Below are 21,138 nucleotides of genomic sequence, written 5' to 3'. Positions count from 1 at the left end.
TCGACGTCGCGAGGTTTCATTCTGCGACCTCTGGCGGAAGCCTCGCACAACTACCAGGGTGGAGGCATGCCCTATGTCTCCACGAACCCGTCGAACACCTCCGACGTGGTCACCGAGATCGAGCTCGGGACCAGCCGCACCTTCGTCGACGCAGCACAACGAGCGAAGGCGGCACAGCGCGCGTGGGCCCGCGTGCCCGCGCCCGTGCGTGGACAGGTCATCGGCAACATCGGCCGGCTCGTCGAGGCGAACTTCGAGCCGCTCGCCCAGCTGGTGACCCGCGAGATCGGCAAGCCGATCGCGGAGGCCCGCGGCGAGGTGCAGGAGATCGTGGACACCTGCAACTTCTTCGTCGGCGAGGGCAGGCGCCTCTACGGGCAGACCGTCCCGTCGGAGATGCCCGACAAGCAGCTCTTCACGTTCCGCAACCCCGTCGGCGTCGCGGCCATCATCACCGCCGGCAACTTCCCGGTCGCCGTGCCGTCCTGGTACATCATCCCGGCGCTGCTCTGCGGCAACTCGGTCGTGTGGAAACCCGCCGAGTACTCCGCGGCGTCGGCCCAGGCCTTCTACGACGTGTTCCAGGCCTCCGGCATCCCGGCCGGCGTGTTCGAGATCGTCTTCGCCGAGGGGTCGGAGACGTTCAACGGCCTGGAGCAGTCATTGCGGGAGGGCCTCGTCGACAAGGTCGGGTTCACCGGGTCCAGCGAGGTCGGTGTGCGGATCGGCGAACTGTGCGGACGCCACCTCCAGACGCCGTGCCTGGAGCTCGGCGGCAAGAACCCGATGGTCGTCACCGAGGACGCCGACCTGGACCTGGCCGTGCAAGGCGCCCTGTTCGCCGGCTTCGGCTCCGCGGGCCAGCGCTGCACCTCGCTCGGCACGGCGATCGTGCACGAGTCGGTGTACGACGAGTTCCTGTCCCGGTTCGTCGAAGCCGTCGCCGAGGCAGGCGTGGGCGACCCGACGGGCGATGTCCTGTATGGACCGTTGCTGGACGAGAAGTTCGCACTGGCGTACGAGAAGTACCTCGGCTGGATCGGCGAGCACCACACGGTGCACGGCCCGACCGGCCGCATCACGGCTGCCAGTTCCCGCAACGGCTTCACTGGTGAGAACGGCTTCTTCTACCACCCCGCAATCGTTTCCGGTGTGCGTGCCGACGACGAGCTGTTCCTGCAGGAGACGTTCGGCCCGATCGTCGGCGTCATGAAGTACTCGGACCTGGACGAGGCGATCGAGCTCGGCAACAAGCCGGGCTACGGCCTGTCGTGCTCGATCTACACCACGGACCCGAACAAGGCCTTCCGGTTCCGGGCCGCCATCTCCGCCGGCATGGTGAGCGTCAACAACTCGACGTCCGGGGCCGAGGCGCACCTGCCGTTCGGCGGGAACGGCAAGAGCGGCAACGGCTCCCGGCAGTCGGGCGTGTGGGTGCTCGACCAGTTCACCCGCTGGCAGTCCATGAACTGGGACTACTCCGGGAAGCTGCAGAAGGCGCAGATGGACACGCTCGAGATCGAGGCGAACCTTGACTACCGGCTCGGCTGAGCTGCCCGGTCAGGCCGAGGTCGTCGTCATCGGCGGCGGGGTGATGGGCACATCCATTGCCTTCCACCTCGCCGAGGCAGGCGTCCGCGATGTCGTGGTCGTGGAGAGGGATGAGCTGGGTTCCGGCTCCACCTGCAAAGCAGCGGGTGGGGTGCGCGCCCAGTTCTCCGACGAGCTGAACATCAGGCTCGGCGCCCGATCACTCGAAGCGTTCCAGCGCTTTCCGCAGCGGCCCGGGCAGGAGATCGATCTGCACCAGGTCGGTTATCTGTTCCTCCTTTCCTCTCCGGAACACGTCACGGCGTTCGAGCGCAACGTCGACCTCCAGAACTCCCTCGGAGTGCGCAGTCGCATGCTGACTGTCGAGGAAGCACGACGGATGTCGCCGTTGATCGAAACGGACGGCCTGCTCGCGGCGACCTTCTCGCCGGACGACGGACACTGCACTCCTGAGTCCGTGGTCCTCGGCTATGCCACCGCGGCCCGCCGATCCGGTGTCCGTTTCCACACCAGAACCACCGTGAGATCGATCGTAGGGACGGGGTCCGACACTTTTCGCGTCCAGACCGACCGCGGCGAGGTTTCGACCGGGAATCTGGTCTGCGCGGCCGGTGCGTGGTCGCGGGAGATCGGCGAGATGGTGGGCGTTGACCTGCCGGTTTCTCCCCTGCGGCGCCAGATCATGTTCACCGAGCCCATGCCCGAACTACACGATCGGGTGGTGCCCTTCACCATCGACTTCGGCAGCACCTTCTACTTCCACCGCGAGGGCCGCGGGCTGCTGTTCGGCATGTCCGACCCGGACGAGACCCCTGGCTTCAAGCTGGACATGTCCGACGCCTGGCTGCCCCGGCTCACCGAGGCGATCGGCAGGCGTGCGCCGAAGCTGCTGGACGTGGGCGTGCGCAACGGGTGGGCCGGGCTGTACGAGGTGACGCCGGACCACAACGCGCTGATCGGCTCGGCCGGCCGGTTCTTCTACGCCACCGGCTTCTCCGGGCACGGTTTCCTGCAGGGCCCAGCGGTCGGGGAGGTCGTGCGCGACCTCGTGCTCGGCCGCGAGCCGTTCGTCGACGTGTCCAGTCTGGACGCCGCCCGGTTCGCCGCCGACCAGGCGCGGCCGGAACTCAACTGCGTGTGAGGGAAAGCTGATGGACGTTCTCCAGCTCATGGACGAATGGGGACCCGAGAAGGTCGTCTGCGTGTCGGACCGGCGCACCGGCGTGAAGGGTGTGCTCGTCATCGACAACACCGCGCGCGGCATGGGCAAGGGCGGCACGCGGATGAGCCCGCACGTGACCGTCGCGGAGATCGCCCGGCTCGCGCGCGTGATGACGTGGAAGTGGGCCGGGGTCGACCTGTTCTTCGGCGGCGCCAAGGCCGGGATCGTCTTCGATCCTTCCTCTCCTGACAAGGAAGCGGCGCTGCGGGCGTTCGCGCGCAAGCTCTCCAACGAGGTGCCGCGCGAGTACGTGCTCGGGCTCGACATGGGCCTCACCGAACGGGACGCCGCGATCGTCCAGGACGAACTGTCGGACCGCGGCGCTATGATGGGCGCACCGGCTCAACTCGGCGGTCTTCCGTACGACGAGCTGGGCGTCACCGGGTTCGGCGTGGCCGAGGTGGCGGACGAACTGATGGCCCTGCAAGGCAAACGCGTGGCCGTTCAGGGTTTTGGCGCGGTCGGTGCCGCGGCGGCGAAGCGGTTCGCCGAACTCGGTGCTGTCGTCGTTGCCGTGTCGTCAGTGCACGGCGCGTTGGTGGATCCCGACGGGCTGGACGTCGCACGGCTGCTGAAGCTGCGAGGAGAATTCGGTGACCTCGCGGTCGAGGAGTACGGCGACGTGCGCGAGCTCGGTGCCGAGCTGCGGGTGCCGTGCGACGTGCTGGTGCCGGCGGCGCTGCAGGACGTGATCGACGCGGAACTCGCGGGCGAGCTCGACACCACCCTGGTGGTCGAGGGCGCGAACCTGCCGACTTCCGTTGCGGCGCAGGAGGTTCTCGCACGGCGCGGGATCACGGTCGTGCCGGACTTCATCGCGAACGCCGGTGGCGTGGTCGCGGCCGCGTTCGGGATGGACGCGCGGTACTCGCCGTTCCCGGTGAACCCCGCGACGGTGCTGGAAGCCGTGTCCTCGAAGCTGAGGGCGAACGCGGCGAACGTCATCGCCGAGGCCGGAAACCGGGGCACCACCACACATGTGGCCGCACGGGAGCTGGCGCAGGACCGGGTGCTGGCCGCGATGAAGCTGCGGGGGCGGGTCGCATGAGCTCGCTCGAAGGCGTGGTGATCGCGGACTTCAGCCGGGTGCTGGCGGCGCCGTACGCGACGATGATGCTCGGCGACCTCGGTGCCGAAGTGATCAAGGTCGAGCAGCCGGGCCGTGGCGACGAGACCCGCACGTGGGGTCCGCCGCACTACGCGGACGAGGCGACGTACTTCCTGTCCGTCAACAGGAACAAGTCGTCCGTGCAGATCGACCTGTCGACCCGGGCAGGCCGGGAGCAGGCGCGCGAGCTCATCGCGCGTGCGGACGTCGTGGTCGAGAACTTCAAGCCGGGCACCATGAAGAAGTTCGGGCTGGACTACGAGTCGCTGGGGCGTGACGACCTCGTCTACTGCTCGATCTCGGGGTTCGGTTCGGGCAAGGGCGCGGACCTGGCCGGCTACGACCTGCTCGTGCAGGCCGTGGGAGGGTTGATGAGCGTGACCGGGCCCGGTCCGTACGAGCCGGTGAAGACCGGTGTGGCGCTGGTCGACGTCCTCACGGGGTTGCACGCCTGCGTGGGCATCCTGGCGGCGCTGCGGCACCGGGAGTCGACCGGGCTGGGTCAGCTGGTCGAGCTGGACCTGCTGACGGTGCTGTTGTCCAGCATGGTGAACCAGAGCGCGGGCTTCACCCTGGCCGGCGCGGTGCCGAAGCCGATGGGCAACAGGCATCCGTCGATCGCGCCGTACGAGGTGTTCCCGACGGCCGACCAGCCGATCGTGCTGGCCGTGGGCAACGACCGGCAGTTCCGCCGGCTGTGCTCGGTGCTGGACGTGCCCGAGTTGGCCACGGATCCGCGGTTCGTGACGAACTCCGACCGGGTCGAGCACGTCGACGAGCTGTTCGAGCTCCTCTCGGTGCGGCTGCGGGCCCGCCCGGCGCAGCACTGGTTCGAAACGCTGACGCCCCTTGGTGTTCCGTGCGGTCCGGTGAACGACGTCGCGCACGCGTTCGCGCTGGCCGAGTCGCTGGACCTCCACCCCACCGCGACGATCGGCGACATGACGCTCGTCGCGAACCCCATCCGCCTGTCGCGCACGCCGGTCACCTACCGGCTGCGCCCGCCGAAGCTGGAGCAGTGAAGTGCCGGACCCAGTGCAGGACCCGTTGCAGTTGCTGGACATCCCGTCGTTGCTGAGCGACGAGGACCGCGACATCCAGGCCACCGTCGCGGCGTACCTGTCCGATCACGTCCGGCCGCACATCGGTTCGTGGTTCGAGCAGGGCGTCCTGCCCCGCGAGCTGGCACAGGAGCTCGGAAAGCTCGGCGTGCTGGGCATGCACCTCGAGGGCTACGGGTGCGCCGGCACGTCGGCGCTGGCGTACGGGCTCGCGTGCCTCGAACTGGAGGCCGTGGACAGCGGGATCCGCAGCTTCGTGTCCGTGCAGGGTTCGCTGTCGATGTACTCGATCTGGAAGTACGGCTCGGAGGAGCAGAAGCAGGAGTGGCTGCCGCGCCTGGCCGCCGGTGAGGCGATCGGGTGCTTCGGGCTGACCGAGCCGGACTTCGGCTCGAACCCGTCCGGCATGCGCACGCGCGCCGTGCGGGACGGCTCGGACTGGGTGCTCAACGGCACCAAGATGTGGATCACCAACGGCGGTCTGGCCGACGTCGCCACGGTGTGGACGCAGACCGAGGAGGGAATTCGAGGATTCCTCGTTCCCCGCGGCACACCGGGATTCTCGACGCAGGACATCAAGAACAAGCTGTCGATGCGAGCATCCGTCACTTCCGAGTTGATCCTGGAGGACGTGCGGCTGCCGGAAAGCGCGCGACTACCGCTCGCGACTTCCTTGCGCGCTCCCCTTTCGTGCTTGAACGAGGCGCGCTTCGGGATCGTGTTCGGTGCTGTCGGCGCCGCGCGGGATTCGTTGCAGGCGGCACTGAACTACTCGGGCACGCGCATCCAGTTCGACAGGCCGATCGCCGCTTTCCAGCTGACGCAACGGAAGCTGGCGAGCATGTCGGTCCAGGTCAGCAACGCGATGCTGCTGGCGTTGCACCTCGCGAAGCTGAAGGAGGCCGGCACGTTGAAGCCGGAGCAGATCAGCGTCGGCAAGTACAACAACGTCGAGTCGGCCATCGCGATCGCCAGGGAAAGCCGGACCATTCTCGGCGCCAACGGCATCTCGTTGGAGTACTCGCCGTTGCGCCACGCGAACAACCTGGAATCCGTGCTCACGTATGAGGGCACCTCGGACATCCACCTGCTATCCATCGGCCACGCATTGACCGGAATCGCCTCGTTCCGTTGATCGTTCCGCTTATCCTGCACTCGCAACGGGGTTCGCGGGTGGGAGGACGCTCTGCCGGAGGAGACGAGCAGCCGCAGTGACGCGCGCCGCAACCGCAAGCGATTGCTGGATGCGGCCACGCACGTCCTGCGGACTGAACCAGCAACGGCGACGATGCAGTCCATCGCGCGCAGGGCGGCGCTTTCGCAAGCGACGGCGTATCGCCACTTTCCTTCGGTGGAAGCACTTGTGGCGGCCTATCACGAGGACGTCATCGAGTCGTTGATCGAGCACGGCGAACGATGCCGCAAGACCGGCAAGGAGTTGTTCGAACACCAGGCCACGCGCTGGGTGAAGATGCAGAACGTGCACGGTCCCGTGATCGTGCGGTTCTGGTCACAGCAGGGGTTCTTGGAGCGTCTGCATTCCGCCGACGCGATGACGTCGCTGTCGTGCAATGCGTGGGACCGTGCGTTACGCGGGGTCTTGATCGATCTCGCGTTGCCGGACGCGTTGCTGTCCGTGGCGCGCTTTCTGCACAACGCGTTGTTCGACCCGCGCGAGATCATCGATCTGACGAAAACCGCCGGACTACCTGAGGATCAGGTGGTCCGGCGGCTCTCGGATGCGTTCTACGGAGCGTTGAAGGGCTGGGCCCAGCACTAGAGCCCGAGGGGGAACACCCACTTGAGCTCGGACTTGACGTTCGGACGGCCGTCCAGCGGGTTCTCGCCCGCGATGCCGCCCGCCGCGATCTTGTCGAGGGTCTTCAGGCCCTCCGGCAGGATCTGGCCGAACACCGTGTAGTTCGGGCGCAGGATCGAGTCCGACTGCACGAGGAAGAACTGCGAACCGTTCGTGTCCGGGCCGGCGTTGGCCATGGCCAGCGTGCCGCGCGGGTAGATGCGACGCAGGCCCGTCGGGTCGTTCGGCGCGGGCTTCAGGTCCGTCGGCAGCTCGTCCTTGTACTTGTAGCCGGGGCCGCCCTCACCGGTGTTGGACGGGTCGCCGCACTGCAGCACCTTCAGCGTCGGGTACGCGGTGAGGCGGTGGCACTCGGTCTGGTTGTAGAAGCCGTGGTGTGCCAGGTGGATGAAGCTGTGCGCGGTGCACGGCGCCTTGGCGCGGTCGAGCACCAGCGGGATGTCGCCCTGGTTCGTCTTGACCTTGACCAGGACCTTGCCCTTGGTGAACCACGGGTCGTGGGGAACGGACACCGGACGAGCGGGAGGTTCGTCCGGCGTCACGGTGTAACCGCAGTCAGGCCGTGCGTCAGGCTGCACAGCTGGTTGCGCGGACGCGGTTCCGGTGGTGATGAACCCAACGGCCAGTGCCATCACTGCCAGACCGACTGCGAATCGCCTCATGCGCGTTTCCTAGTGCAACAGACGGTACCCCGGCAAGGTTTAACGGATCACTTGCGCACTCCGCGTGGCCTCGATCTGGACGTCCACTGTGGCCGCGCTTCACTCCATCCAGTGACGTGTACCGGATGCGACACGGGGTACCCCGAACTCCATAGGGAGGTGATGCAGTCATGGGCTTCGATGACCTGAAGAACAAGGCCAAGGATCTCATCGGCCAGCACGGAGACAAGGTCGACGACGGCGTCGAGCGCGCCGGGCAGTTCGCCGACGAGAAGACCGGCGGCAAGCACAGCGAGCACATCGACAAGGGCGAGGACAAACTCAAGGAAGGCCTCCGGAATTTCGGCGAGCAGCAGTGATCGCACGGAACCGGTACCGGCGAAAGTGATGTCTCCGCACCGTTGACAGGCCTGCCACCATCGTCCGTGGGAGCGCTCTCACGCGCTCGTTCGGAGGGTTGGCAATGAGGCTCACTCGACAACGAACATCCATCGCCTTGGCAGCGGCCGGCGTGCTCTCGGTGAGCGCGCTGGTCGCTGTCGCTCACGACACCAACGCCGCGCTTCCACCTCCCCCTGCCGGGTGGACGCAGGTGTTCGGCGACGACTTCACCGGACCGGCGAACTCGTTGCCCAACACGGGAAACTGGCGTTTCTCGCTCGGTCACGGCTATCCGGGCGGACCAGCGAACTGGGGCACCGGCGAGATCGCCGCGCACACCAGCAATCCGGCGAACGTCTCGCTCGACGGTGGCGGGAACCTCCGCATCACGCCACGCCGGGACGGCGCGGGCAACTGGACGTCCGCCCGCATCGAGACGAACGCGCAGAACTTCAAGGCACCCGTCGGCGGCGTGTTGCGGATGGAAGCGCGGATCCAAATGCCGAACGTGTCCGGTGCCGCGGCTTTGGGGTACTGGCCCGCGTTCTGGGCGCTGGGTTCGCCGTACCGCGGGAACTGGTGGAACTGGCCCGGTGTCGGCGAGTTCGACATCATGGAGAACGTCAACGGCGTCAACCGTGTGTGGGGCGTTCTGCACTGCGGCGTGTCGCCTGGCGGGCCGTGCAACGAGAAGAACGGCATCGCGAACAACCGGCCGTGCCCCGGCGCCTCGTGCCAGGGCGGCTTCCACGCCTACCGGTTCGAGTGGGACGCCTCGGTGTCGCCACAACAGCTGCGGTGGTACGTCGACGGCGAGTTGTTCCACCAGGTCAACCAGAACCAGCTGCCCGCGGACACCTGGAACCAGATGACGGGGCACGCCGGGTACTTCATCATCCTGAACGTCGCGATCGGCGGCGAGTTCCCCGACAACTACTCCGGCACGCGCACACCGGGTCCGGGAATCGTGCCGGGTATTCCGATGGTCGTGGACTACGTGGGTGTGTGGACGCGTGGATCCGGCGGCGGACCCACGACCACCACCACTCCTCCACCGACGTGCGGGCCGCTGCTGTCGCGGAACCGGCCGACGTCGGCGTCCAGTACGGAGAGCGGGAACCAGGCGGCGGCGTTCGCGGTGGACGGTTCGACGTCGACGCGGTGGTCGTCCGCGCACAGCGAACCGCACTGGTGGCAGGTCGATCTCGGGTCCTCGCGCGCTCTCTCGCGAGTGCGCATCAACTGGGAGGCCGCATACGGTCGTGCGTACTCGATTCAGCTGTCCGACAACGGAAGTTCCTGGCGGGACGCGTACACGACGTTCACCGGTTCAGGTGGCGTGGAGGACATCGGGATTTCCGGTAGCGCGCGACATGTGAGGTTCAACGGCAAGAACCGCGGCACTGTGTACGGGTTCTCGTTCTGGGAGTTCGAGGTCTTCGGGGCGTGTGGATCACAACCAACCACCACAACGACGGAACCTCCCGGCGGTGGGACATACCCAGCGTGGGCGCCTGGGACTGCTTATGCGTCTGGTTCGCGTGTGAGTTACGCCGGATTGGACTATCAGTGCCTGCAGGCGCACACGTCGATCACGACGTGGGAACCACCGAACGCGGCGTCGCTCTGGCAACGCCTCTGAGTCACTTCCGCGATCCCGGCGGCCCGGTTACCGTCGTTCGCCGGGATCGCGGAGGTGAAGGTGGATCCGAGCGGGGTGACGAGAGCGGCACGGCTGACCGCCCTGGCCGCGTTGTGCCTGGTCACCGTCGTTTTACTGCTTCCGGCGGCCATCAGTGTGAGCACCGGCGGGGCCACTCCGGAGTTCCTCGGCCGGTTCGGCCGGTGGCTCTGGCCCACGGTCGGAGCGATGGTCCTGGTCGCGATCGGTCTTGCCATCTGGGAACGTGTGCGCGGTCACGAGACGAGCAGCCGTACCGCCGCCCTGGGACGGGTCGAGACGCGCGTGAAGGCCCTGCTCGCTTCGTCGCTGGCCGCACAGACCCAGATCAAACTCGGCGTGCTGCGGCAGCCGCGGCTCTTCGTGCGGGTCGAGGGCGAGGAGATCTCCTCCTCGGACCTGGAAGCCGTCTACGACCGGCTCGGCCACACCATGGTTCTGGTCGGCCCGGTCGGCAGCGGGCGGTCGACGTTGCTGCGCGAGCTGTGCCTGGTGTTGGTCGAGCGCGCGCGAAACGACCCCGAGGCACCGATTCCCGTTGTCGTGGACTTGGCGACGTGGCGCGCGTACGGCACCCGCAAGCCGACCGAGTTCACCGCGTGGCTTTTGCGCGAGATGAACCGGCGCTACGGCATCAGCCGCTCGGCCGGCACGATCTGGCTGCGCCGTGAGCGGGTGGCCGTGCTCATCGACGGCCTGGACGAGGTGCCGCGCGTCGATCGCGCGCACTGCGAGTCCGAACTCGCCCCGTTCGCGTCGGTCGTCTGCTCGACGGCTCCGATCGAGAACCTGCCGTCGGTCCACGTCGAGCCGTTGTCACGCGGCCAGGTGCTGGAGTACATCGCTTCGGTCAGCCCACGTCTCGACAGCCTGGAGTCCGCGCTGACGCCGGCGATCTGGGAACGGCTCGACTCACCGCTGGCGCTGAACCTGTTGGCGCTCACCCATCTGGACAAGCAGGTCGACACGATCGGCATCGACTTCGTGGGGTCGTTCGTGGTGGAGCGGCTTTCGAACCAACGTGCCGCGGGCCCGACCATCCGCGCGTTGAAGTTCCTCGCACGGTTGGGCAGGCCGGATCTCGGCGCGCCGGTGCACATGCCTCACCGCCGTGCGTGGATTCCGCTGCTGCCAACGCGTCCTTTGTGGTTGCTGTTCGTGCGCGCGGTACCTGCCGCATATGCCGGTGGTGTGTGTGCCGTGGCGTTTTTGACCGGTGTACAGCTCGGGTTGTTGCCCGCAGTCGTTTTTGTCGTCGCGTCTTCTTCTTTGCTCGCGCTGGTGAACAAACTGCCGCACGTCTTCCACCCGCCTGGACGCGCACACGGAATTCTGACGGCTGCGCTCGGTTTTCTCGCAGGCGTGTTCGCGGGTCTGCTGGTCGGGCTCGCCGGTTTGTGGCTTGGTGGCATTGGCACGCCGTGGCCGTACTTCGTGGCGTATGTGTTCGTGGTGGTGGTGTCATTCTTCTTGGCGTTGGGCTTCGTACCAGGCAAAGCGCCCGCGGCGTGGTCCGTACTGATCGCCGCGACGCCGGGAGTCCTGATGATCTGGACCGGTCCCTACGTGGTGTTGGCGGGCATGGGGATCGGCTTTTCCGCAGGCGTGGCAGGCGGTGTGTTCGCAGCGGCCGTGGGACGGGTGTGGAGCACGGTGCGCCCGGTGCAACAGCAACGCATGAGAATCGGGCGCCCGTGGTGGGTGCAGCCGGCCGTCCCGGTGCTCGGATTGGTCGGTGCGCTGGGCGGGCTCGGGATCTTGGGATCATGGGGACCGGCGCTGGGCGTCGCACTGGGTTTGCTGGTGACGCCGACCGCTGCCCGCGACTACGTCTGGCCGTTCGACGCACTCGCCGAAGCGGCCGCGGAAGGCGTCACGCGGCCGTTGTCGCTCGGCGAGTTGTCGTTCCGCCGCAAGGCTTTGCTGCACGTCGCCCAGGACCGGCTGCTGCTCACCCGCGTCGACGGCGAGTACCGGTTCGCCCACGTCGCCCTGCGAGATCACCTGGCGTCATGTGACCCAACCGCGCTGGTTCGAGCCACGCGCCGTTGAACCTTCCCGATCTGCGGGCCGTACGGCCTGAAAGAAAGGTCGGGTGTTGCACATGCGCTGGTCGAAGGGCTGGATCGCGGGTACCGGGGCGTTCTCGGTCATCGCGGCCGTCGGAGGTGCGGCCTTCGCCCTCGCCGGTTCCGACGCCCCCTCCTCGCAGTCGGGGGTGGCGGGCAAGGAGGTCTGCGCGGGCAAGGCGCTGAGCTCGGTCGCGTCCGGCGGACCCGCCGGTGTGCTGTCCGACCAGTTCCCGGTCGGAACGTCTTTGCGAATCACCAATCTCGCCAACGGCAAGGCGATCACCGTTTCGGTCACCGGGGTGTCGAACGGATGCGCCTCGCTCAACACCGCTGCCTTTGACTCGCTGCGCTCCGATGATTCGGCGCGGATCGGGGCGGAAAGCGTTCTCCGGCGAACTCGCGTGGAGATCGTGGGGAATGCGCCGGCACCGGCACCCGCCCGGACCTCCACGTCTCGGGTCCGGTCTTCCGGCGTGGTCGGTCAGGTCGTCTGCGACGGTGCGACGGTCGGGTTGTCCGCCGTCGGTGGCGCGGCCGGAGCGTTTTCGTCGCAGCTGCCGGTCGGGACTTCGGTCCGGGTGACCAATCTGGACAACGCGCGGCAGACGACCGTACGAATCATCGGCGTCGGGTCGGGCTGTGTGGTGTTGAACAGCGCGGCTTTCAACCTGGTCGGCGAATCGGGCAAGAACGTCATCAAGCGTGCTCAGATCGAAAAGGTGACCTGAGCCGCACCGGACATCAAGGCGGGCGGCGAGCTGACCGCTACCAGTCCATCGGCTCGTCGGGCTCCTCCGGTTCCGGCCACTCGTCCGCGTCCGACCCCCACGCCGCACCGCCCGTGCTCGTCGTCCTGGACTTCGGCTTGGGGGCAGGGGCCACCGGCTCGGCAGCGGGGGCCGGGCCGCCTGCCGCCACCACCTCCAGGATCTGTTCGCCGTACTTCGCGAGCTTCGCCTGCCCCACGCCGCTCACCGCACCCAGGGCGGTGAGCGAGCCGGGACGGGAGGCCGCGATGGCCTTCAGGGTGGCGTCGTGGAAGATCACGTAGGCCGGGACGCTCTGTTCGCGGGCTTGCTGAGCGCGCCACTCGCGCAGAGCCTCGAAGAGCGGGCCTGCCTCCGCCGGGAGGTCGACCTTCGCCTTGGCTGCACTCGGGGAGGCCACGCGGGTGGTGGAGCGGACCGGGGCCGGGTCCTTGCGCATGAGGACATCGCGTTTGCGGCTCAGGACCTCGGTGCTCGCCTCGGTGAGGACCAGCGTCGAGTACTCGCCTTCCACGGCCAGCAGGCCCTGAGCGAGGAGCTGACGGACGACGCCTCGCCACTCGCTCTCGTTCAGGTCCTCGCCGAGACCGAAGGTGCTGAGGCGGTCGTGGTCGAACTGGATGATCTTGGCGGTCTTGCGGCCCAGCAGGATGTCGATGGTCTGGCCGGCGCCGAACTTCTGGCCGCGCTCGTTGCGCAGGCGCCAGACCGTCGAGAGGATCTTCTGCGCGGCGACCGTGCCGTCCCACGACTCCGGCGGCGTCAGGCAGGTGTCGCAGTTGCCGCAGGGAACGCCGGTCTGCCCGAAGTAGTCGAGGAGCATGGTGCGGCGACACGTGATGGTCTCGCACAGGGCGAGCATCGCGTCGAGGTGAGCCTGGGAGCGGCGGCGGAACGCCAGGTCGCCTTCCGAGGACTCGATCATCTTGCGCTGCTGCACCACGTCCTGCAGGCCGTACGCGAGCCAGGCGGTGGACGGGAGGCCGTCGCGGCCGGCCCGGCCCGTCTCCTGGTAGTAGCCCTCGACCGACTTCGGGAGGTCGAGGTGGGCCACGAAGCGGACGTCCGGCTTGTCGATGCCCATGCCGAAGGCGATGGTGGCGACCATGACCAGGCCGTCCTCCCGGAGGAACCGGGCCTGGTTGCGCTGCCGGACCGACGCGTCCAGCCCCGCGTGGTACGGGAGGGCCTGGATGCCGTTGGCCACCAGGAACTCCGCGGTCTTCTCGACCGAGGCGCGGGAGAGGCAGTAGACGATGCCGGCCTCGCCCTGGTGCTCACCGCGCAGCAGGTCGAGAAGCTGCTTCTTGGGTTCCTTCTTCGCGACGATGCGGTACTGGATGTTCGGGCGGTCGAAGCTCGACACGAACTGGCGGCCCTCGCCCAGTTCGAGGCGCGTCAGGATCTCCTTGCGGGTGGCGTCCGTCGCGGTGGCCGTGAGCGCGATGCGGGGCACCTTCGGCCAGCGCTCGTGCAGGTGCGCCAGCATCAGGTAGTCCGGGCGGAAGTCGTGGCCCCACTGGGAGACGCAGTGCGCCTCGTCGATCGCGAACAGCGCGATCTCGCCCTGGTCGAGCAGGCGCAGGGTGGCCTCGGACGTCAGCCGTTCCGGCGCCAGGTAGAGCAGGTCGAGCTCGCCGTTGACGAACTCGGCCTCGACCATCCGCCGTTCGTCCCACGACAGCGAGGAGTTCAGGAAGCCCGCGCGCACGCCGAGCGCGCGCAACGCGTCCACCTGGTCCTGCATCAGCGCGATGAGCGGGGAGATCACCACGCCGGTGCCCTGCCGGACCAGGGCGGGCACCTGGTAGCACAGCGACTTGCCGCCACCGGTCGGCATCAGCACGAGCGCGTCGCCACCCGCGATCACGTGCTCGACGATGGCGGCCTGGTCGCCGCGGAACTCGGGATACCCGAAGACGCGCTGCAGGACCTGCAGCGCGTCCCCGTGGTCTGTAGAACCCATGGCGCCGATGCTAGCGAGCAGCACCGACAGTCCGGGGCGCTAGCCCAACTCGCTCCTCGTACCAGCGGAAACGCTGCTGGCGACCAGCGGGACCGCCGAAGCCGACGGCACCGTGCCCAGCAGCGGGATCCGCACCGACGTGTCCGCCAGGTCGACGGTCAGCCTCGGCAGCTGGCTCGGCCGGACGGTCGCGCTCGAGTCCGTGCCGGCGATCAGCAGGCCGAGCCGGTGCCCCGCCGGGATGACGTGGTCCGTTGTGGACAGTCGGAACGTCATGCGGTACTTGGTTCCCGGCGTGATGGTGCGCGGAGCCGAGAGCGACGCGTAGTTCGCGAGGTCCGCCCATCCGCGCGCGATGATCTGCGCGTCGACGTCGCCGGCCGTTGCTTCCGTGTTGCGGTAACAGGCGTCATCACCCGTGCGGTTCTCGCCCCAACACGACTCGGTCGTCAGGGTCCGGATGCCCTCACCGGTCCGCACCCGAGCCGGGCCGTAGTCGACGAGGTACGCCGTCAGGTGCGCGGTCGACGTGGACGACGACACACCCACGGTGATCGACGACGTACCGGCGACGCGTAGGTCCGAGGCCAGTGGCGCGGTCGAGTAGATCGCCCTGCCCGTGTTCGAACCGGAGAGCCAGTTCGACGGCGTACCGCTGCCGTTGTCGGTGAACGCCGCGGTGCCGGTGCCCGCTGCCGTGCCCAGGCCCGAAGAAGAAGGACGCAACACGGTGCCGACGGTGCCCGTGGGAGGCCACGTCTGGTCGTCCGCCCACTGGTCCGGCGCACGCTCCGAGGACACCTGCGGTTCGTTCTCGATCCCGTTCGGCACGTTCAGCAGCCAGCGGTCGAACCACCGGTGCAGCGTCGCGACCCACTCACCACGGCGGAAGTCGAACGGGTCGACGTGCGCGGTCTGCGAGAACCAGAGCTTCTTCGGCACCGACGCCGGCAGCGCGTCCCAGAACTGGCCGTACTGCACCGTCTTCACGTTCAGGTCGTTCTGCCCGTGAATCGCGAAGACCGACGCCTTCACGCGCGACGCGTTGCGCACGAAGTCACGTGCCTGCCACATCGCCGTGTAGTCACCGTTGGACGGAGCACCGTTGGTCATCTGCGTGCGCACGGCACCACACCGCGAACGCGCGTTGGAGTTCTCGAAGTTCGAACCCAGACTGGTCGGCGTGCCGTAACCGGTGAAGGACACGCCGTCCGAGCGGAACCAGTCGTACCAGGAGCTGATGGCCGCGATCGGCACGATGGTCTTCAGCCCGTCGATCCCGGTCGACGCCACGCCGTTCGCGATCGAGCCGTCCCACGACTTGCCGATCATGCCGACGGCGCCGGTCGACCACGAGGCGGCCTTCGTCGCGGTGCCGGTCAGAGTTGTGTAGCCGGTGCGCCGGCCGTTCAGCCAGTCGATCACGGCGGTGCCGGACGCGATCTCCGACTGGCCACCGACGTCGACGCAGCCGCGCGACCGGTTCGTGCCGAGGAAGTCGACCAGCACGACGGCGTAGCCGCGCGGCACGAAGTAGTTGTCGTAGAAGAGCGGGAACTTCACCGGCAGGCCGGCGGAGTCGTAGGTCTTGACCTCGCTCTCGTTCCCGCGGCCCGCACTCTGGTAGTACGGGCTGGCCTCCATGATCACGGGCACGCGCCCGGTCGTGGAGGGTCTGATGATGTCGGCGGTCACCCGGTCGCGGGTGCCGTCGCCGTCGAGGTCGAGACCCGAGTCGACGTAGACGGTCTCGCGGACCGCGTCGGCCATCGAGTGGATCGGTGCGGACACCCCACCGGACAGGGTGAACGCCGGTGTCGCCGCTGTGGCAGGGATTGGCGTCAGGGTCAGGGCCCCTGCTAACGCCACTACAACACGAACACGCTTCATGAAGTTTCACGCTATGGAGTGACGAGATCACCCGTCAGAGCCGAAAGGCTTGATCCTTCGCGGTTGCGCGGCTACGCCCGGTCGCGAATATTCGACCTTCGTGAGCTTCACCTTCGAACCCGCGCGCAGCCGCGTCGTCTTCGGCCGTGGCACCGCCGCCACCGTGCGCGCCGAGGCCGAGCGGCTGGGCGCGACGCGGGTCCTGCTGATCGCCCGGCACGGCGGGGACAAGGTGGCGGCCGGGCTCGGTCCGCTGCTCGCCACTCGGTTCACCGGCGCGGCGATGCACACGCCGGTCGAGGTCACGGAGCGCGCGCTCGCGTTGTTACGCGAACACGGCGCGGACTGCGTGGTGTCGGTAGGCGGCGGGTCGAGCACGGGACTGTCCAAGGCGCTCTCGGTGCGCGCCGGCGTGCCTCAGATCATCATTCCGACGACCTACGCGGGGTCCGAGGTCACACCGGTGCTGGGCGAGACGTCGTCGGGGCTGAAGAAGACGCGACGGGACGCGTCGATCCAGCCGGACACGGTGATCTACGACGTCGACCTGACCCTGGACCTGCCGCTCGACGTGACGGTGACGAGCGCGCTGAACGCCCTCGCACACGCCGTCACCGCGCGAGGCAACGAGAACCCGTTGATCGACGCCATCGCTTCCCGGGCGATTGATGGCGTTTTGCACGCTTTGAGCGGAAACCCCTCCACTGTGGATGCGCGGACCGAACTGTTGTCCTCGGCCTGGCTCGCGGGCACCTGTCTCGCGTCCGTCCCCATGGGACTGCACCACAAGCTCGCGCACGTTTTGGGCGGTACGTTCGGATTGCCGCATGCCGCCACGCACACGGCACTTCTCTCCCACACGGCGCCCGCTGACCTGGCCAAGCAGATCCACGACACGGCCGAACGGTTCGGTGCGGCGACCTCGTTGCGCGAACTGGGGATGGCGGAGTCCGATTTGTCCCGTGCCGCGGAGATCGCCGAGCATCCTGAGGCGTTGCGGGTGCTGACGAACGCGTGGCGCGACGTGCCATCCGACTGACCGGTTGTCATTCTTAAGGCTGATGTTCACAGCCCTGAACTAAGACGAACCTCTGATGTGCCGCCTGAAGGCTTCCTGAAGAATACGAGGCATGCTCAGCCCGCTGGATCTGTCGCTGATATACGGACCGATCCCGAAGGCCGCCACGGTCGCGGCCGCGCTCGCACTGACATACCTCGTGATTCGGAAGAACCGGACCTGGTGGGTTCGCGTGCTGCCGATCGTCGTGCTCGTGTGCGCGCTCTTCGTGACCGGGCTGACGCTCGTCGTCAACAACCTGTGGAAGCCCTGGCCCGAACCCATGCCGATCATTCTGATGGTGTGGCTGGGCGTGGCACTCGTGGCGCTGACTCTCGCTGTTGCACGGCTACGTCCGTCGCGATGGTACGGACGTGTGTTGAGCGTGATCGCCGCGATCGTCGTCATCACAAGCGCCATCACGGCCACCAACGCCTATTTCGGGCAGTACCCGACGGCGCGGGCGGTGATGCAGCTGTTCCACAACCCGAGCGTGAACCTCCCGGAGAAGGAGGAGACGCCCTCGGACGTGCTCGAGGTGCCGCCCGGCAAGACGCTCGCCGAGGTCTGGAAGGCCCCCGCCGGACTGCCGGACAAGGGCACGTTGTCCGAGATCGAGATCCCCGGCACGTTCCGGGCCCGCCCGGCGTGGATCTACCTGCCGCCCGCGTACACCGCGAAACCCCGGCCGCGGCTGCCGGTGATCGTCCTGCTGGCCGGCCAGCCCGGTACGCCCCGCGACTGGTACGACGCCGGCGGGATCATCGAGAACATGGACGCGTTCGCGCGCGCCCACAACGGCCTGGCACCGATCGTCGTGATGGCCGACCAGCTCGGTTCCACCACGGCGAACACGCTCTGCCTCGACTCGAAACTGGGCCAGTCGGAGAGCTACCTGGCCCGCGACGTGCCCAAGTGGATCAAAGAACGCCTCACGGTCGACGAACGCCGTGAAGCGTGGACGATCTCGGGCTTCTCACACGGCGGCACGTGCGCTCTTCAGCTCGCGGTGCGCGCGCCTGACGTGTACGGGAACTTCATCAACCTGTCCGGCCAGCGCGAGCCCACGCTCGGCACGCGCGCTGAGACGGTCAAGGCCGCCTTCGGCGGCGACGAAGCGGCGTTCATCCGCGTGAATCCCATGGACATCCTTGCCAGGAAACGGTTCCCGCACACCGCGGGCGTGATCGTGGCCGGCAAGGACGACGCTCTTTACCGCCCGGCTGACGCCGAGGTGTTCGAGGCCTGTCGCAAGGCCGGAATGGACGTCCAGTGGAAGGAACTACCGGGAGCGCACGACTGGAACGTGTGGCGGCCGGGCTTTTACAGCTCGCTGCCGTGGCTCGCGCAGCGGACAGGGCTGGTCAGATGATCGCCCGGTTGTTCCGCACCGCGCCACTGACCTGCACGTTCCTCGTCGTCCTCTGGACCCTCGGGGCACTGACCGGTGCGATCAACGGCGCGAGCGACGGTCTGCTCGCCCGCACCGGTTTCGGCACCGAGAGCCAGCTGTGGACCGTGTTCAGCTCGGCCTTGTGGTCGATGGACCTGCTGGGCTACGTCGGAACCACCGTGCTGCTGCTCGTGTTCGGCCCGCTGGCCGAGCGCACGTTCGGAGCGCTGCGCACGGCGGCGATCTTCCTGTCCTCGCACGTGCTCGGCTCGTTCCTGGGCCTCGGGCTGGTGCTGCTCGGGCGGGACGTGCACTGGGGCTGGCTCGAGTCGCTGGTGGGCGAGGTCACGGCGGGGCCGTCGACCGGCGGGGTCGGACTCGCGCTCGCGCTGACGTTCCGGATGCCACCGCTGTGGAGGCGCCGCGTCCGGCTGTTGCTGATCTTGTCGGTGCTGGTCCTTACGCTGTACTCGGGTTGGTTCGAAGACCTGCTCCGACTGTCCGGTGGCGTGGCCGGGTTGCTGATCGGGGCTGCCATACCAAAAAACGCTGTCGTGAAGGGCGGAGCCGGGCGCACCGCCGGTCTGACCGGTGAGCGCCCGCTGCAGGAGACGCGGGTGCTGGTGGCGCTGCTGCTCGCGGCTTCGGCGCTCGGACCGGTGGTGTCGATGATGTCGCCGTACCCGAACGGCCCGCTGTGGTGGTTCGCGGACGTCGTGGCCGTCGCACAGCCGTCGCCCGACGACGTCGACGCGATGTGCGCCTCGGACGCGGTCGAGCTGTGCCGGACGATGGTGGTTCAGCTGTCGTACGGGCGGTTCCCCGCGCTCGTGATGTCGTTGCTGCCGGCGTTGCTGCTGCTCGTGCTGGCGGAAGGGCTGCGGCGCGGCCGGCGGTTCGCGTGGCGGTCGGCGCTGGTGTTCAACGTGGCGTTCGCGGCGTTCATCGGTTCGTACGTCGTGTACGTCGCGCGCTTTCCGGACGCCAGCCTGCTGGAGCTCACGGTCTCGTTCGGCGTGCCGATGCTGGCGCCGCTCGCGATCACCGTGGTGCTGTTGTTGACGCGCAAGCATTTCGCAGTGCGTCTACCTCGGCATGCCGTCACGAAGTTCTGGCGGTTCACGGCGGGCAGCATCGGGTTGCTGTCGGCGCTGTACGTCTTCGGCGGGTACCTGGTCCGCGACCAGTTCACGCCGGAGCCGGGTTTCACCGAGCTGCTCGCTGATCTGCCGACGCGGTTCCTGCCGCCGGGTTACCTCGACCTGGTGCCGCTGCAGTTCTCCGCCAAGGGGTTCATCGGCATGCTGCTGTTCGAGTACACGGGCGTGGTGTTCTGGCTGATCGTGCTGGCGGGTCTGCTGATGGCGTCGTGGCGCACGTGGCCGTCCGCGTGCGAGGAGGAGGCGGCGCACGCCCGCGAGCTGATGCGGCGCTACGGCGGTTCGTCGCTGTCGTACATGACGACGTGGCGTGGCAACCAGTACTGGTTCACGCCCGACGGCGAGACGGCCATCGCGTACCGGGTGGTGGCGACGATCGCGCTGACCGTCGGCGACCCGATCGGTCCGGCGCCGGTGGACGCCGTGCGCGGGTTCGCGGAGTTCTGCGCGCGCAACGGCTGGACGCCGTGCCTGTACAGCGTGGGCGAGAAGACGCGGAAGGAGGTGGAGGACCTGGGGTGGTCCGCGGTGCAGGTCGCCGAGGACACCGTGATCGAACTGGACACGCTGGCCTTCACCGGCAAGAAGTGGCAGGACGTGCGCACGGCCCTGAACAAGGCCGGCAAGGAGGGCATCACCGCCGAGTGGTGCACGTACGCCGACGCGCCGTTCGCGATCACCGACCAGATCCGGTCGATCTCGTCGGAGTGGGTGGCGGACAAAGGGCTGCCGGAGATGGGCTTCACGCTCGGCGGGCTGGAGGAGCTCACCGGCGACGGTGTGCGCTGCCTGCTGGCCGTGGACGCCGACCGCACGGTGCACGGCATCACGAGCTGGCTGCCGGTGTACGCCGACGGCGAGGTCGTCGGGTACACGCTCGACTTCATGCGTCGCCGCTCGCACGGTTTCCGCGGCTCGATGGAGTTCCTGATCGCCTCGGCCGCGCTGGACCTGAAAGCCGAGGGCGCGCGGTTCCTGAGCCTGTCGGGAGCGCCGCTGGCCAGGTTGGACCGAGGCGAACGCCCTCGGGCGCTGCAGCGCGTCCTGGACCTCACCGGGCAGGTGCTGGAGCCGGTCTACGGGTTCCGCTCGCTGTTCGCGTTCAAGGCCAAGTTCCAGCCGAGCTACCGGCCGATGTTCATGGCCTACCCGGACTCGGCCGCGCTGCCCCGCATCGCGAACGCGGTCAGCCGCGCGTACCTGCCGCACCTCAACGCGCGGCAGGGACTGCGGCTGGCGACCAAGATGATCATTCGTTCTCGTGAGCGGGCGACCACGCACGGTCGAACCCACTAGGCCGAAAGGGTGGTGAGGTGATCCTCATCAGCACACCAGAGCGTCACTGAGC

General features: G+C 67.9%; 16 protein-coding genes. 13 read left to right on the top strand and 3 right to left on the bottom strand.

Annotated features, from left to right (window positions below; all coding sequences use genetic code 11):
* Positions 1–66: 66 nt before the first annotated feature.
* The 6 genes from B0F77_RS24680 (at position 67) to B0F77_RS24655 (ending at position 6,722) form a co-directional block, all read left to right on the top strand.
* Positions 67–1,551 carry an aldehyde dehydrogenase family protein gene (locus tag B0F77_RS24680; protein WP_086665344.1) on the top strand — a complete coding sequence of 495 codons (1,485 nt, stop codon included), beginning with the start codon at positions 67–69 and terminating at the stop codon, positions 1,549–1,551.
* Between the two features lie 43 nt (positions 1,552–1,594).
* A complete protein-coding gene (locus B0F77_RS24675) occupies positions 1,595–2,692 on the top strand; it encodes an NAD(P)/FAD-dependent oxidoreductase (protein WP_211293998.1) in 1,098 nt (365 codons plus the stop codon).
* Positions 2,693–2,702: 10 nt separating this feature from the next.
* Positions 2,703–3,821: a Glu/Leu/Phe/Val family dehydrogenase gene (locus B0F77_RS24670; protein WP_211293988.1), complete on the top strand. Its 1,119-nt coding sequence runs from the start codon at positions 2,703–2,705 to the stop codon at positions 3,819–3,821.
* Positions 3,818–4,903 (top strand): CaiB/BaiF CoA transferase family protein, encoded by a 1,086-nt coding sequence (locus tag B0F77_RS24665; RefSeq protein ID WP_086665342.1) that lies wholly within the window; start codon positions 3,818–3,820, stop codon positions 4,901–4,903. Before B0F77_RS24670 ends, B0F77_RS24665 begins: the two co-directional genes overlap by 4 nt.
* Position 4,904: 1 nt before the next feature.
* Entirely contained in the window at positions 4,905–6,077 is a 1,173-nt protein-coding gene (locus B0F77_RS24660) for an acyl-CoA dehydrogenase family protein (protein ID WP_211293986.1), read from the top strand.
* 102 nt (positions 6,078–6,179) lie between these two features.
* Positions 6,180–6,722 (top strand): TetR/AcrR family transcriptional regulator, encoded by a 543-nt coding sequence (locus B0F77_RS24655; RefSeq protein WP_158102812.1) that lies wholly within the window; start codon positions 6,180–6,182, stop codon positions 6,720–6,722.
* Here the strand turns inward: B0F77_RS24655 and B0F77_RS24650 are convergent.
* On the bottom strand, positions 6,719–7,423 hold the full coding sequence (locus B0F77_RS24650; protein WP_086665340.1) for a peptidylprolyl isomerase: 705 nt from the start codon (positions 7,421–7,423) through the stop codon (positions 6,719–6,721). The two genes, B0F77_RS24655 and B0F77_RS24650, sit on opposite strands and share 4 nt — an antisense overlap.
* A 170-nt stretch (positions 7,424–7,593) precedes the next feature.
* Here B0F77_RS24650 and B0F77_RS24645 point away from each other — a divergent pair, with 170 nt between their 5' ends.
* From B0F77_RS24645 to B0F77_RS24630, 4 genes are all read left to right on the top strand, one after another.
* Entirely contained in the window at positions 7,594–7,782 is a 189-nt protein-coding gene (locus tag B0F77_RS24645; RefSeq protein ID WP_086665339.1) for an antitoxin, read from the top strand.
* A gap of 104 nt (positions 7,783–7,886) precedes the next feature.
* Positions 7,887–9,446, top strand: a complete 1,560-nt coding sequence (locus B0F77_RS24640; RefSeq protein ID WP_086665338.1) for a galactose-binding domain-containing protein — start codon at positions 7,887–7,889, stop codon at positions 9,444–9,446.
* A gap of 75 nt (positions 9,447–9,521) precedes the next feature.
* Complete coding sequence (locus tag B0F77_RS24635; protein WP_143466887.1) at positions 9,522–11,537, top strand: NACHT domain-containing protein; 2,016 nt, start codon at positions 9,522–9,524, stop codon at positions 11,535–11,537.
* 52 nt (positions 11,538–11,589) lie between these two features.
* Positions 11,590–12,285 carry an RlpA-like double-psi beta-barrel domain-containing protein gene (locus tag B0F77_RS24630; protein WP_143466886.1) on the top strand — a complete coding sequence of 232 codons (696 nt, stop codon included), beginning with the start codon at positions 11,590–11,592 and terminating at the stop codon, positions 12,283–12,285.
* A gap of 37 nt (positions 12,286–12,322) precedes the next feature.
* Here B0F77_RS24630 and recQ read toward each other — a convergent pair whose 3' ends face one another.
* On the bottom strand, positions 12,323–14,290 hold the full coding sequence (gene recQ, locus B0F77_RS24625; protein WP_086665392.1) for a DNA helicase RecQ: 1,968 nt from the start codon (positions 14,288–14,290) through the stop codon (positions 12,323–12,325).
* Between the two features lie 39 nt (positions 14,291–14,329).
* Entirely contained in the window at positions 14,330–16,180 is a 1,851-nt protein-coding gene (locus tag B0F77_RS24620) for a Xaa-Pro dipeptidyl-peptidase (protein ID WP_086665335.1), read from the bottom strand.
* Positions 16,181–16,280: 100 nt separating this feature from the next.
* Between B0F77_RS24620 and B0F77_RS24615 the strand changes: the two genes are divergently transcribed.
* The 3 genes from B0F77_RS24615 (at position 16,281) to B0F77_RS24605 (ending at position 21,086) form a co-directional block, all read left to right on the top strand.
* Positions 16,281–17,219, top strand: a complete 939-nt coding sequence (locus tag B0F77_RS24615) for a maleylacetate reductase (protein WP_086665334.1) — start codon at positions 16,281–16,283, stop codon at positions 17,217–17,219.
* Between the two features lie 91 nt (positions 17,220–17,310).
* Positions 17,311–18,609 (top strand): alpha/beta hydrolase-fold protein, encoded by a 1,299-nt coding sequence (locus B0F77_RS24610; protein ID WP_086665333.1) that lies wholly within the window; start codon positions 17,311–17,313, stop codon positions 18,607–18,609.
* Positions 18,576–21,086 (top strand): bifunctional lysylphosphatidylglycerol flippase/synthetase MprF, encoded by a 2,511-nt coding sequence (locus B0F77_RS24605; protein ID WP_143466885.1) that lies wholly within the window; start codon positions 18,576–18,578, stop codon positions 21,084–21,086. Before B0F77_RS24610 ends, B0F77_RS24605 begins: the two co-directional genes overlap by 34 nt.
* Positions 21,087–21,138: the final 52 nt, after the last annotated feature.

The sequence above is a fragment of the Lentzea kentuckyensis genome, assembly GCF_002150765.1.
GTDB lineage: Bacteria > Actinomycetota > Actinomycetes > Mycobacteriales > Pseudonocardiaceae > Lentzea > Lentzea kentuckyensis.
Note: the sequence above shows the minus strand (reverse complement) of the source record. Positions and strands in the feature narration are given on the sequence as shown.

Excerpts from the sequence above, each read along its gene's own strand:
- B0F77_RS24645 (WP_086665339.1), top strand. The coding sequence starts at position 7,594 with ATGGGCTTCGATGACCTGAAGAACAAGGCCAAGGATCTCATCGGCCAG.
- B0F77_RS24650 (WP_086665340.1), bottom strand. The coding sequence starts at position 7,423 with ATGAGGCGATTCGCAGTCGGTCTGGCAGTGATGGCACTGGCCGTTGGG.
- B0F77_RS24610 (WP_086665333.1), top strand. The coding sequence starts at position 17,311 with ATGCTCAGCCCGCTGGATCTGTCGCTGATATACGGACCGATCCCGAAG.
- B0F77_RS24630 (WP_143466886.1), top strand. The coding sequence starts at position 11,590 with ATGCGCTGGTCGAAGGGCTGGATCGCGGGTACCGGGGCGTTCTCGGTC.
- recQ (WP_086665392.1), bottom strand. The coding sequence starts at position 14,290 with ATGGGTTCTACAGACCACGGGGACGCGCTGCAGGTCCTGCAGCGCGTC.
- B0F77_RS24670 (WP_211293988.1), top strand. The coding sequence starts at position 2,703 with ATGGACGTTCTCCAGCTCATGGACGAATGGGGACCCGAGAAGGTCGTC.
- B0F77_RS24640 (WP_086665338.1), top strand. The coding sequence starts at position 7,887 with ATGAGGCTCACTCGACAACGAACATCCATCGCCTTGGCAGCGGCCGGC.
- B0F77_RS24675 (WP_211293998.1), top strand. The coding sequence starts at position 1,595 with ATGGGCACATCCATTGCCTTCCACCTCGCCGAGGCAGGCGTCCGCGAT.
- B0F77_RS24620 (WP_086665335.1), bottom strand. The coding sequence starts at position 16,180 with ATGAAGCGTGTTCGTGTTGTAGTGGCGTTAGCAGGGGCCCTGACCCTG.
- B0F77_RS24680 (WP_086665344.1), top strand. The coding sequence starts at position 67 with ATGCCCTATGTCTCCACGAACCCGTCGAACACCTCCGACGTGGTCACC.
- B0F77_RS24665 (WP_086665342.1), top strand. The coding sequence starts at position 3,818 with ATGAGCTCGCTCGAAGGCGTGGTGATCGCGGACTTCAGCCGGGTGCTG.